This is a genomic window from Agromyces sp. Marseille-Q5079 (assembly GCF_051016555.1).
Taxonomy (GTDB): Bacteria; Actinomycetota; Actinomycetes; order Actinomycetales; family Microbacteriaceae; genus Agromyces.
This window is the reverse complement of the sequence record NZ_JBPEJF010000009.1, coordinates 101,003-112,917: the sequence shown is the minus strand read 5'-3', so window position 1 is coordinate 112,917 and position 11,915 is coordinate 101,003. Positions and strand designations below refer to the sequence as shown.

Sequence of the window (11,915 nt, the reverse complement as noted above, 5' to 3'; positions counted from 1 at the left end):
GGCCATGGCGACCGGGCTCGCACGCGACCAACACGGCATCCCGCACCTGCGAGGTGGCGACGTGTTCGAGCTCGCCGCCGCGCAGGGCGAGGTGACGGCGCACGATCGCGGATGGCAGATCGAGGTCGACCGACGCCGAGCCGAGGGCACGCTCGCGGCGCTGATCGGCGCGGCGGGTCTCGACTGGGACGTGTTCGCCCGCCGGGCCCGGCTCGACGACACCGCCCGGCGCACGTTCGCGACGCTCGGCGATGAGGACCGCGCGTTCGTGCGCGCCTACGTCGACGGTGTGCGACGCGGCATCCGCGAGGTCGGCGGCCGGGCGGCCGAGTTCGCCGAGCTCGACGCCCTGTTCGGCGACCGCGCACCGCTCGACGACTGGCCCGAGCACGCGCCCCTCGGCATCCTGCACGTGGCGCACGCGCTGTTCTCGTCGTTCCCGAGCCTGCTCTGGGCCGAGCACGTTGCACGGACCCTCGGCGACCCGTGGGTCGAGGTGCTCGCGGGCGGCGACGACGCCGAGCCGGCTTCGGGCAGCAACGCGTGGGCGCTGCACGGCTCGCAGACGGGTTCGGGCTTCCCGATCCTCGCCGGCGACCCGCACCGCATCTTCGAACTGCCGGGCGTCTACCAGCAGGTCGGGCTCGCGTGCGACGAGTTCGACGTGATCGGCCTCGCCTTCCCGGGCGTGCCCGGCGTCGCCCACTTCGGCCACACCGGGCACGCGGCCTGGGGCATCACGAATGCGATCGCGCACAGCGTCGACGTGTTCCACGAGCGGCTTCGCCGGGTGCCCGTCGCGTCCGACGGCGAGGAGCTCATCGAGGCGCTCGGCCCCGATGGATGGCGCGCGGCCGCCGTCGACCGCTCGACGATCGCGGTGCGCGGCGGCGAGCCGGTCGAGGTCGAGGCGATCGAGACCGACCGCGGCACGGTCATCACCGACCTGGTCGCCCGGCCCGACGGCGACTTCGACGCCTGGAGCGTGCGGATGCCGGCGCGGGCCGGATCCGACCTCGGGTTCGCCGCGCTGCTGCCCCTGCTGCGTGCACGGTCGGCCGCCGACGTGGTCGCGGCATTCGGCCGATGGGTCGATCCCGTGAACCGGCTGCTCACCGCCGACCGCGCGGGTGCCGTGCTCTCGGCCACGGTCGGCCGGGCCCCCGACCGTCCGCGCGCCGAACGCCGCCTGCCGCTCGACGCGACGCGCACCCACCCGGTCGCCGACCGACGGATGCCGCCCGCCATCGCGGTCGACGCCGTCGCCGTGGATGCGAACGAACGACCGTCCCGCGACGACGTGGACCTCGGCTGGGCGTACGCGCACCCGCACCGGGCACGCCGCATCCGCACCCTGCTCGACGCGGCGCCGCCGGCCGGCCTGACGACCGACGACCTCGCGCCGATCTGGGGCGACGCGCTCCTCGGCGGCCTCGAGGGCTGGCTGGCTCTCCTGCCAACCGGCGCGGCGCTCGACGACCTCACTCCCGAGGCGCGCCGAACCTGCGCCCAGCTGCGCGCGTGGAACGGCGTCATGGATGCCGACTCGCCGGCGGCCGCGCGGTTCGCCGCGTTCCGCGAGGAGCTCGTCGCCGAGGTCGCCGCGCTGCCCGAGCTCGCACGCCTGCACGACCCGCACGGCTTCGGTGCGATCTACGACCCGTGGATGGGAGTTCGAGGCCGCATCGCGGCCGCGCTGCCCCGCCTCCTGGACGCCCCGGCGCTGCGCAGCCAGCGCGACCGGCTGGTGCGCGCCGCCCTGAACGCGGCCGCCGTCCGACCCGACGAGCCCTGGGGCGAGGAGCACCGGATGCTGCCGCTCCACGTGTTCGTCGACGTGCCGGGCGCGACGGATCCGGGCCGCGACCTCGACGTCGGCCTGTCCGGCGACGGCGAGAGCGTGCGCTGCACGGGCTCGACGCCCGGGGTCACGCGCCGCAGCTGGCGCGGCTCGGTCGCGCGCTGGGCGTGGGACCTCGGCGAGCGCGACCGCAGCCGCTGGGGCGTGCCGTTCGGCGCCTCCGGCGATCCGGCATCGGCCCACTTCGCCGACCAGCTCGCCGACTGGGTCGCCGCAACCCCGCCGCTCGTGCCGCGGCTCGCCCCCGACATCCGCCCCCTTCGCGATCCGAACGACCCCGCAGGAGATCAGGCTGCATCCCCGCTGTGGGGCAGGGATGCAGCCCGATCTCCTGCACCAGAGACCGAACAGGACGCCGACTCATGACCGATGCACTCGCCCGGCCCGCGGCATCCGACCGCCTCGCCACCGGCCGCCCCGGCGACCTCGTGCACGTCGCGCACGACCCCGCGCTCGGCACGATCGAGGTGCGCGTGCTCGACCCCGACGCCCACCTCGACGTGATCCACGCGTGGGTGACGCAGCCGCGCGCGCGGTTCTGGGGGCTCGGCGAGCTGTCGCGGCAGGAGCTGCGCGACCTCTACGCCTACGTCGACTCGCTCGAGACCCACCACGCCTTCCTCGTCTTCCGCGACGGCACGCCGGTCGTGCTGCTGCAGACGTACGAGCCCGAGCACGACCCCGTCGGCGAGTGCTACGACGTCGAGCCGGGCGACGTCGGCCTGCACGTCTTCATCGGCGACCGCGGGGCGCCCATCGACGCGTTCACGACGCGCATCTCGCGCGTGCTCGGCGACTTCCTGTTCGCCTCCCCGGGTGCGCGACGCATCGTCGTCGAGCCCGACGTGAACAACGACGGCGCGGTGAACCGGATGACGCGCATGGGCTTCACCCCGGGGCCCGTGATCGACCTGCCCACGAAGCAGGGGCAGCTCGCGTTCATGGACCGCGAACGGTGGTTCGGCGCCGGGCGGTGAGCCGGTGCTGAGCCGGCCGGGTCCCGGCAGCCCGCACCCGGCTACGGTGGAAGCGTGACCGACGACATGGTGCTCATCGCCGGGGGGACCTTCCGAATGGGCAGCGACGAGTTCTATCCCGACGAACGTCCCGTGCACGAGCACGCCGTGGCGTCGTTCCGCATCGACCGCTACCAGGTGACGAACGAGGAGTACGCGCGGTTCGTCGACGACACCGGCTACGTCACGGTCGCCGAACGCGAGCTCGACCCTGCTGCCTTCCCCGGCGCGGACCCCGCCGACCTCGTCCCGGGCGCCATGGTCTTCACGCCCACGTCGGGGCCCGTCGACCTGCGCGACTGGCGCAACTGGTGGCGCTGGCAGCCCGGCGCCTTCTGGCGCCGCCCGTTCGGACCCGACTCGGGCATCGACGACCGGCTGCGGCATCCGGTCGTGCACATCGCCTACGAGGATGCCACGGCCTACGCGACCTGGGCCGGCAAGCGCCTGCCCACCGAGGCCGAGCACGAGTACGCGGCTCGCGGCGGCGTCGACGGCGCGCGCTTCGCCTGGGGCGACGAGCCGTACCCCGGAGGCGTGCCGCAGGCCAACTCGTGGATCGGCCACTTCCCGTACGACAACCAGGGGTGGGGCGGCACCGCGCCGGTCGGGTCGTTCCCGGCCAACGGCTACGGGCTCTTCGACATGATCGGCAACACGTGGGAGTGGACGACCGACTACTACACGCCGCGGCACATGAAGCTCTCGGACGCGCCCGTCGATCCGGGCAAGCGCGAGAACCTGCTCGCCACGGCGAGCGCGCAGGAGGGATTCGCCGACATCCCGCGGCGCGTGCTCAAGGGCGGTTCGCACCTCTGCTCGCCCGAGTACTGCCTGCGGTTCCGGCCCGCGGCCCGTTCGCCCCAGGCCGAGGACACGGGCATGTCGCACATCGGCTTCCGCTGCGTGCGCGACGCCTGAGGTCCCTTCGACCACGACGAGCGAGCCCATGCCGACATAGGCTGGACACTCCGCTCGTCTCCCCATCTCGCCGCTCGACCCCGAAGGAGTCCGCCGTGCGCACCGTCCACGCCTACGCCGCCCCGTCCGCCACCGAGCCGCTCGTCCCCACGACGATCGAACGTCGCGAGGTGGGCCCGAGCGACGTGCTCATCGCGATCCGCTACGCCGGCGTCTGCCACTCCGACATCCACACCGTGCGCGGCGACTGGGGTCCGATCACCTACCCGCAGGTCGTCGGGCACGAGATCGTCGGCGAGGTCGTCGAGGTCGGGGCGGATGTCTCGAAGCACGCCGTCGGCGACCGGGTCGGCGTCGGCTGCATGGTGAACTCGTGCCGCGAGTGCGAGAACTGCAAGGCCGGCATGGAGAACTACTGCCTGAAGGGCAACACCCAGACCTACGCCGCCCGCGACCGCGACGGCTCGATCACGCAGGGCGGCTACTCGACCCACATCGTGGTCGACGAGGACTTCGTGCTGAAGCTGCCCGCCACGATCCCCTACGAGGCCGCCGCGCCGCTGCTCTGCGCCGGCATCACGACCTACTCGCCGCTCGCGCACTGGAACGCCGGGCCCGGAAAGCGCGTCGCGGTCGTCGGCCTCGGCGGGCTCGGACACATGGCCGTGAAGATCGCGGCGGCCATGGGCGCCGAGGTGACGGTGCTGTCGCAGACGCTCTCCAAGCGCGACGACGGCGTGCGCTTCGGCGCGACCGACTACTTCGCCACGAGCGACGACGCCACGTGGACCGAGCTCCGCAACCGCTTCGACCTCATCATCAACACGGTGAGCGCACCCATCGACATGCGCAAGTACCTCTCGCTGCTGGCGCTCGACGGCACGTTCGTGAGCGTCGGCGCCCCGCCCGAGCCGCTGCCCGTGCACGTCTTCACGCTGTTCGGCAACCGCCGTTCGTTCGCGGGTTCGAGCATCGGCAGCATCGGCGAGACGCAGGAGATGCTCGACTTCTGCGCCGAGCACGGCATCGCGCCCGAGATCGAGCTGATCTCGGCCGACCAGATCAACGAGGCCTACGAGCGGGTGCTCAAGAGCGACGTTCGCTACCGCTTCGTGATCGACGCGGAGACCCTCGCCGGCTGACTCCGAGGGCGACGGATGGCATCACGGCATCCGACCTCATGATGCCTGCTGACGGGCTGACCGGAACGGGCCATCGAGCAGGGCCCATTGGATCAGCATGATGGTCTTCCCATCGGTGATGCCGCCCTCTCGAATCATGTTGTGCGCGACGGCGATCGGCATCTCCAGCACTTCGATGTCTTCGCCCTCCTCGGCGAGCCCACCGCCGGCATGTCGCCGATCGATCCGGCTGTAGGGCGCGGCGAAGAAATGCAGACGCTCCGTCACGGATCCAGGACTCATGTAGGACTCGAAGACCGGGGTGAGGGTTCCCACCGAGACGCCGAGCTCTTCCTCCGCCTCACGACGGATGGCCGACTCGGGATCATCGCCCTCGAGCAGGCCCGCTGCGCACTCGATGAGCATTCCATCGGGATGGTCGTTCACGTACGCCGGGTAGCGAAACTGCCGTCCGAGCAGCACGGTCTGTCGTTCCGTGTTCTAGAGGAGGACCACGGCGCCATTGCCGCGGTCGTAGGTCTCCCGCTGCTGCCGGGACCAGTTCCCCTTACGATCGCGGTAGTCGAACGTCGTGCGCCGGAGGACGTGCCAGCCCTCGGACGTCAATTCGACGCTTCGCACCGCGACATCCGGGTTTCGACGCAGATCCAAGCCGGCCTGCGCAAGTCCCACGCGGCCGCGATGGTCCGGGATGTCGATCCCGCGGCGAGGGACTGATGCAGCGCTGTCCATGGGGATCTCTCCTAGAGGGTCAGCGGCGCGAGATCGGCGATCGCCCGGAACACACGCTCAGGGCTTTCGGCCATTCGATTGAGGACGTACAGCCACCATTCGTCCCCGAAGATGCAGTATTCGCGGGTAGCCCATCCCTCGGCCTGCAGGCTGTCGAGCAGGTCGTCACCGAGCCCCATCAGCATCTCCACCTCGACGGCTGCGGCATCCACCTGCCGGAGGGAGGCGCGCAGCAGGGGCTCGTCATGGGTCGCCAACGTCAGGGGGTGTTCGGCCGCGAGGATCCGCGCGGCCAGCTCCTGGTAGCGGACGGAAAGCTCACCGCTGTCTCGACCGAGCGCCACCGCAGATGGTTCGAGGAAGGCTCCCTTCACCAGACGGATGCGACCGGGGAGCGTGAGAAGGCGATCCAGGTCGGCGGTTGAGCGGTGCAGTCGAGCTTGGAGCGTGATGCCCGCACTGCGTGTACGAGCGGAGAGCCACTCGTACACGTCGAGCACCGCGTCCGTGCGGTCGGATCCCTCGGCCGAGATCATGAAGACAGTGCCGACTGCTTCGCACGCCTCCGCTATCCGGAGGGCATTGGCGCGAACGAGATCCGACGACACGAGCAGCCCGATATGCGACAGGTCGCCGGAGACGGTCGACGGAATCTCGGTGGCTCCGACGTGCTGCGCTAGAGAGACGAACACCTCCGTCGCGGCGATGGCCTCCGCCCTGTCGCGGATGCTCTCTCCCGCGAATTCAATGCTTCCGTCGTGCCCTCGGCCGACGGCTCTCCGCACGGCGAGCTCGGCCGCGCCGATGTCTTCTCCGGCGACATATCTCGCCGCGACCCGACGAGCCATGTCGGCGAGCACCGGATCGCTCATCACGTGTGCCTTCGCGCGCTCGTCCAGCGCCCAGGCTCGAAGCATCTCTGCTGCGATCGTCGTATCCATCCGTGCTGCGACCTCCGCGCGCGAGGGCATCTCATCCATGGTCACACACTAGCGCAGAACGTGCAGGACCGTGCAACTTCGTGCAGAAATCGAGGACGCACGGTTCATCGCGGTGGAACGAGGGGGTCCGAACTCGTCGCACAGGCGGGTGCGTCCGAGCCGGATCGTGCGCCGACACTGCCGTCGAGCGACGGGCTGATTATCCTCAGCCCATGAGCGCTTCACGCGAGACGCCGTCTGGTCGGCTGCCGGTCAGGTGAAGACGCGGTGCGCGGGTCAGAGGAGAGTGCAGAGATGAGACCACTTCGATACTCGATCAACGTGACACTCGACGGCTGCTGCCATCACGAGGCAGGGCTCCCTCCGGACGAGGAGTCGATGCGCTACTGGACCGACGAGATGGAGCGAGCCGATGCGTTGCTGTTCGGCCGGGTGACCTACGGAATGATGGAGTCCGCGTGGAGGAAGCCGGCCACGGGCACGTGGCCCGACTGGGTGACCGAGTGGCAGATGCCGTTCGCCGAGGCGATCGACGGGGCGAAGAAGTACGTCGTGTCGGCCACGCTCGACGCAGTCGATTGGAATGCCGAGCTGGTTCGAGGCGACATGGCGCAAGCGGTTCAGCGGCTCAAGCAGGAGCCGGGCGAAGGTCTGTGGGTCGGTGGCGTGACGCTCCCCCTGGCGTTGGCAGATCTGGGACTCATCGACGAGTACGAGTTCCTCGTGCAGCCGGTCCTCGCCGGACACGGGCCGACGCTGCTCGCCGGACTGCGCGAGCGAATCCAGCTCGAGCTCGTGGATCGCCAGGAGTTCCGGTCGGGGGCGGTCGCCATGCGATACCGGCCCACGCGAGAAACGTCCTAGTCCCGACCCCGGCGGCCCACCATGAAGGGCACCGCCGACAGCACGCAACTCACGGCCGGAACGATCGTGAGCGCCAGGAACACCGTCTGCTGCATGTCAGGCGTGACCGTCACGCCGCGCTCGTAACCGGCGATCACGACGAACACGCCGAACACCAGCACGGCGAGCGCGTTCATGATCTTCGAGACGAACGTGAGCGAAGCGAACGAGATGCCGTCGTTGCGCACGCCGAGGCGCCGCTCGGCGTCGTCGACCGAGTCCGCGATCATGGTCGCCTGCGTCACGAGGAACACGCCGAGCATGAGCCCGGTCAGGAAGATGAAGACGAGCAGCACGACCAGGTTCGCGAACCCGACGAGGTACATGGCGAGGTAGAGCGCCGCCGCGACGAACGAGCTCCACACCATCACGCGTCGGGCCGACGTCACGCGCAGCAGCAGCGGGCTCGTGAACGACGAGATCACCATGCCCAGGATGATCGCCGCGCCCACGAGGGTGAACGCCCCCTCGTCGCCGTAGGCGATCACGACGAAGAGGGCACCGCCGGCCTGCACGATGAACCGCCCGAAGCCGAGCACCGAGGCGAGCAGCACGGTGAGCAGCGCCGTGTTCTTGAACAGCGTCGTGACGAGCTGGCGAACGCTGAGGCCGTCGGATGCCGCGGTGGTCTCGCGCTCGCGCGCGAAGAAGAAGGCGAGCAGGAACACGCCCATGCCGAGGAACGACGTGAGGAACACGGCGAGCGTCCACCCGCTGCCCGTGGTCTCGGGGCCGAAGCTCAGCAGCTTCGCGATCCAGGGCATGCCGAGCGTCGAGAGGCCGAGGGCGATCGAGCCGAAGGCGCGCACGCTGCCGATGACCCGCGTGCGCCGGTCGGGCTCCACGAACGCCGATCCGATGAGCCCCCAGAACGGCACGTCGCACACGGTGTAGGCGAGGCTCCAGAGGATGTACGTGACGCCGAAGAACGCGATCTTCGCGGGTTCCTCGACGTCGGGCACCGCGAACAGCAGCCCCGAGAGCACCGCGACCGGCACCGCCGAGAACAGGATGTACGGGCGCAGCTTGCCCCACCGCGACCGGGTCATGTCGACGATGCTGCCCATGACCGGGTCGAGCACGGCGTCGATGAACTTCGAGGCGGTGATGATCACGGTGACGGCCGCGAGCCCGCCGCTGCTGATGCCGGCGTACTGCAGCAGGTACACGAGGATGAACGTCGACACCGTCGTGAGCACGAAGTTCTGCCCGAACCCGGCGGTGACCATGGCCCGCGCCTGGGTGCGCGGCGCGATCGTCGTGTGGGTGGCCTGGCTCACGGGCGGGTCTCCAACCGGATGGTCTTGATCTCGAAGGGGCCGAACTCGAGCCGCTCCAGGTCGACGCCGTCACCGGCGCCCGCCGATCGTTCGAGCAGGTCGGTCTCGACGGCGACGACCGTCGCGGTGACGGATGCCGCGGCATCCGCCGTCGCCGGTCGAGTGGCGGAGCGTATCGAGACCCCCGGGATCGCCAGGTGCAGGGCGGTCGTCGTGGCCCGCCCGAGGCTCTCGTACAACCGCAGCACGACGCCGTCGCCGTGCTCGGCGCGCTTGAGCGTCTCGATGATCACGCCGGGGTCATCGACGGATGCCGCAGGGCCGAACGGCGCGGCATCCGTCAGGTGCAGCGGGTTGTTCAGCCGGTACGCCTCGCGCACGACCTTCGCGAGGTCACCCGTCGCGAACGGCGTGAACGCGTACGTGAAGCGGTGGCTGCCACGGTCGGCCGTCTTGTCGGGAAACGTCGGCGCGCGCAGCAGGTTGAGGCTCAGCAGCCCGTTCTTGGCGCGGTGGCCGTACTTCGAGTCGTTGAGCAGGGCGAATCCGCCGGCCACGTCCTCGGTCGCGATCCACTTGTGCGCGCAGACCTCGAACTGCGCCTCCTCGACCGAGTCGCGCTCGGTCGTGACGCGCTCGAGGTGCCCGAACTGGATCTCGCAGCGCACCGTGTCGCCGTAGTGCGTCGGCCGGAACTCCGCGCGCAGCATGCGGTGCTTCTCGTGCCAGTCCACTTCGGTCTCGAAGCGCACCACGTCGCTGCCGGCCTCGAGCACGATCCGCTGTCGAACGGTCACCGAGCGCGAGCGATGCTCCTGCGTGCGCCACACGGTCGGCCCGTCCATGCCGGATGCGACATGCGACATGCGCAGCACGCGGGTCGGGCGCTTCACATAGTCGGGGTTGATGTCCCACGCGTTGAACGGCCAGACATACGGGTCCCGGTGCACGACCAGGCGATTGAGCCCCGCGCCGGCGTGCTCGGCGCCGTCACGGCCCCGGTACGACACGATCACGCCGTCGGCGTCGAAGCGCACGGTCACCAGGCCGTTGCCCAGGCTCTCATCGGTGAAGACGAGGCCGGATGCCGCCTCGACCGGCCTCAGTTCCGCCGCAGCGTAGGGGCCCACCTCCGCCCGGTACCAGTCGTCGCCCACCTTGACGACCTCGTCGCGCGCGTGGCTCGTGAGGTTGAGGGCGGTGCGCGGCGCGTTGGCGGTTGCGCTCGACTCGTCGCCGGCGGCATCCGCTCGCTCGTAACCATCTGAGCTGGAACCAACCGCCGTGCGCTGCGGCAGCCGCCCGATGAGCTCTGCCGCGTACACGTCGAGCTCGCGCTCGATGCGCTCGTACGTGGCGATCGCCTCTCGATTGACGCGCGCGATCGACGAGCCCGGGATGATGTCGTGGAACTGGTTCAGCAGCACCTCGCGCCAGTGCCCGGCGAGCACCGACCGGTGGTCGTCGCCGGTGAGCACGGCGAGGGCCTCGACCTCGTGCAGCTTGCGCTCGACGAGCCGGTTGTGCCGCTTGATCTGCGCCTGCGTCGTGTACGTGCCCTGGTGTGTCTCGAGGTAGAGCTCGCCCACGTGGGTGTGCGCGATGTCGCGCTGCTCGAGGCGGCGGAAGAAGTCGCCGGCCGTCGACATCCGGATCTTCGGCAGCCCGCGCAGCCCCTGCCCTTCGGAACCCCGCTCGCGGTCGGTGAGCTCGTGGTGGATCTCGTTCGGGCCGCCGCCACCGTCGCCCGAACCGTAGACGAGCAGCGCGGTCTCGAGCGCCTTCTCGGGGTAGCGCGCGAGGCCGGTCAGCAGGTTGTCGGCGCCGGCTCGGCTGTTGTAGTCGCCCTCGGGCGGCATGTGCACGAGCACGCTCGACCCGTCGATGCCCTGCCAGGTGAAGGTGCGGTGCGGGAAGTCGTTGGTCTTGTTCCACGCGAGCTTGATGGTCTGGAACCAGTCCATGCCGCTCTTCTTGAGGATCTGGGGCAGGTTGCCGTTGTAGCCGAACGTGTCGGGCAGCCAGCACAGCCGCAGCTGCTCGTCGGTGAGCCCGAACTGCTCCTGCAGGAACCCGCGGCCGACGAGTGCCTGGCGCACGAGCGACTCCCCCGACGGCAGGTTGGTGTCGGGTTCGACCCAGAACGAGCCCTGCAGTTCCATCCGGCCGTCCGCGACGGCGGCCCTCATGCGATCGAAGAGGGCCGGATGCTCCTGCTGCATCCAGTGCATCTGCTGCGGCTGGCTCGTGCCGTACACGTAGTCGGGCCGGTGCTCGAGCGCGTTCATGGCGCGCACGTACGTGCGGGCCGACTTGCGGTGCGTCTCGCGGAGCGGCCAGAGCCAGGCCATGTCGAGGTGGCCGTGGCCGACGGCGTCGTAGACGAAGTCGCTCGTCGAGGGTGCGGCGAGGGCCGGAGCGAGCGCCGCCCGTGCCGCAGTGACGTCGCCGTCACGGAAGGCGGCCCAGGCCGCCGCGAGGGCGCGACGCAGTTCGGAGGCCAGCGCCGCGTCATCCGTCGCATCCGCGAGCACGACGAGCGTCAGGTAGTCGTAATAGAGGGAGTACGCCTCGTCGTCGCGGGTCGCGAGCTGGGCGCCGTGGAAGCGACCGCGGCCGACCTCGTAGAGGATGAACCCGTTGTAGGCGACATCGGCGTAGAACTCGACGCGGCCGTTCGAGAGGTCCACGCCCTGCACCGGTCGATACCGGCCACCGCTGTGCGGGTGGTCGCCCTGCTGGAAGACCGTGCTCAGCGAGTCGAGCAGCTCGCCCCCCGGCGAGTACACCAACCCCTCGCCATGGATGCCGAGCAGCACGACCGGGTTCTCGACCCCGGCGGGCACCTCGCCGGTGATCCGCAGCCAGGCGCAGTCGAACACGCCGCCCCACGCGGAACCGGGCCGGATCGGCTCGAACGCCGCCCGATCGAGGTCGGCGAACGCGATCGGCTCGGGCGAGCGCACGATCTCGGCGCGCAGCGGCGCGACCCGCGTGTAGATGCGCTGTCGGATGCCCCGGAGCCGCCGATACTCGGCCGGCTGGCGTGCCGCGATCCCGAACAGGAAGTCCGCGAAGCCCATGGCACTCCTCCGGGTCGGTTCGATCAGCCCTCTCGA

General features: G+C 70.3%; 9 protein-coding genes and 1 pseudogene. 5 read left to right on the top strand and 5 right to left on the bottom strand.

Annotated features, from left to right (window positions below):
* Positions 1 to 4 precede the first annotated feature (4 nt).
* The 4 genes from ACR3IO_RS17375 to ACR3IO_RS17360 all read left to right on the top strand — a co-directional run bounded on the left by ACR3IO_RS17375 (position 5) and on the right by ACR3IO_RS17360 (position 4,940).
* Positions 5 to 2,227 (top strand): penicillin acylase family protein, encoded by a 2,223-nt coding sequence (locus ACR3IO_RS17375; RefSeq protein WP_434072473.1) that lies wholly within the window; start codon positions 5 to 7, stop codon positions 2,225 to 2,227.
* Positions 2,224 to 2,838, top strand: coding sequence for a GNAT family N-acetyltransferase (locus ACR3IO_RS17370; protein WP_434072472.1), 615 nt, complete (start codon positions 2,224 to 2,226; stop codon positions 2,836 to 2,838). The genes ACR3IO_RS17375 and ACR3IO_RS17370 overlap by 4 nt, the downstream gene beginning before the upstream one ends.
* Before the next feature lie 66 nt (positions 2,839 to 2,904).
* Entirely contained in the window at positions 2,905 to 3,798 is an 894-nt protein-coding gene (locus tag ACR3IO_RS17365; protein ID WP_434072538.1) for a formylglycine-generating enzyme family protein, read from the top strand.
* A gap of 95 nt (positions 3,799 to 3,893) precedes the next feature.
* Positions 3,894 to 4,940 carry an NAD(P)-dependent alcohol dehydrogenase gene (locus ACR3IO_RS17360; RefSeq protein WP_434072471.1) on the top strand — a complete coding sequence of 349 codons (1,047 nt, stop codon included), beginning with the start codon at positions 3,894 to 3,896 and terminating at the stop codon, positions 4,938 to 4,940.
* 36 nt (positions 4,941 to 4,976) lie between these two features.
* Here ACR3IO_RS17360 and ACR3IO_RS17355 read toward each other — a convergent pair.
* The 3 genes and pseudogenes from ACR3IO_RS17355 to ACR3IO_RS17345 form a co-directional block, all read right to left on the bottom strand.
* Positions 4,977 to 5,408: pseudogene (locus ACR3IO_RS17355) on the bottom strand (NUDIX domain-containing protein); the annotation flags it as partial.
* 12 nt (positions 5,409 to 5,420) lie between these two features.
* Entirely contained in the window at positions 5,421 to 5,672 is a 252-nt protein-coding gene (locus tag ACR3IO_RS17350) for a hypothetical protein (RefSeq protein ID WP_434072470.1), read from the bottom strand.
* An 11-nt stretch (positions 5,673 to 5,683) separates the two neighbouring features.
* Positions 5,684 to 6,652, bottom strand: a complete 969-nt coding sequence (locus tag ACR3IO_RS17345; protein ID WP_434072469.1) for a proline dehydrogenase family protein — start codon at positions 6,650 to 6,652, stop codon at positions 5,684 to 5,686.
* A gap of 255 nt (positions 6,653 to 6,907) precedes the next feature.
* Here ACR3IO_RS17345 and ACR3IO_RS17340 point away from each other — a divergent pair, with 255 nt between their 5' ends.
* Entirely contained in the window at positions 6,908 to 7,477 is a 570-nt protein-coding gene (locus ACR3IO_RS17340) for a dihydrofolate reductase family protein (protein WP_434072468.1), read from the top strand.
* On the opposite strand, the gene ACR3IO_RS17335 is transcribed toward ACR3IO_RS17340, so the two are convergent.
* Both ACR3IO_RS17335 and ACR3IO_RS17330 read right to left on the bottom strand, forming a co-directional pair.
* Positions 7,474 to 8,796: an MFS transporter gene (locus ACR3IO_RS17335; protein ID WP_434072467.1), complete on the bottom strand. Its 1,323-nt coding sequence runs from the start codon at positions 8,794 to 8,796 to the stop codon at positions 7,474 to 7,476. The genes ACR3IO_RS17340 and ACR3IO_RS17335 overlap by 4 nt on opposite strands.
* The gene (locus ACR3IO_RS17330; RefSeq protein WP_434072466.1) at positions 8,793 to 11,879 is read right to left on the bottom strand and encodes an alpha-mannosidase; all 3,087 of its coding nucleotides are present in this window, start codon (positions 11,877 to 11,879) and stop codon (positions 8,793 to 8,795) included. The genes ACR3IO_RS17335 and ACR3IO_RS17330 overlap by 4 nt, the downstream gene beginning before the upstream one ends.
* Positions 11,880 to 11,915 lie beyond the last annotated feature (36 nt).

What these genes read in the sequence shown, in the direction of transcription:
- ACR3IO_RS17375 (WP_434072473.1), top strand. Translation starts at nt 5, where the DNA reads ATGGCGACCGGGCTCGCACGCGACCAACACGGCATCCCGCACCTGCGA.
- ACR3IO_RS17370 (WP_434072472.1), top strand. Translation starts at nt 2,224, where the DNA reads ATGACCGATGCACTCGCCCGGCCCGCGGCATCCGACCGCCTCGCCACC.
- ACR3IO_RS17365 (WP_434072538.1), top strand. Translation starts at nt 2,905, where the DNA reads ATGGTGCTCATCGCCGGGGGGACCTTCCGAATGGGCAGCGACGAGTTC.
- ACR3IO_RS17350 (WP_434072470.1), bottom strand. Translation starts at nt 5,672, where the DNA reads ATGGACAGCGCTGCATCAGTCCCTCGCCGCGGGATCGACATCCCGGAC.
- ACR3IO_RS17345 (WP_434072469.1), bottom strand. Translation starts at nt 6,652, where the DNA reads ATGGATGAGATGCCCTCGCGCGCGGAGGTCGCAGCACGGATGGATACG.
- ACR3IO_RS17340 (WP_434072468.1), top strand. Translation starts at nt 6,908, where the DNA reads ATGAGACCACTTCGATACTCGATCAACGTGACACTCGACGGCTGCTGC.
- ACR3IO_RS17330 (WP_434072466.1), bottom strand. Translation starts at nt 11,879, where the DNA reads ATGGGCTTCGCGGACTTCCTGTTCGGGATCGCGGCACGCCAGCCGGCC.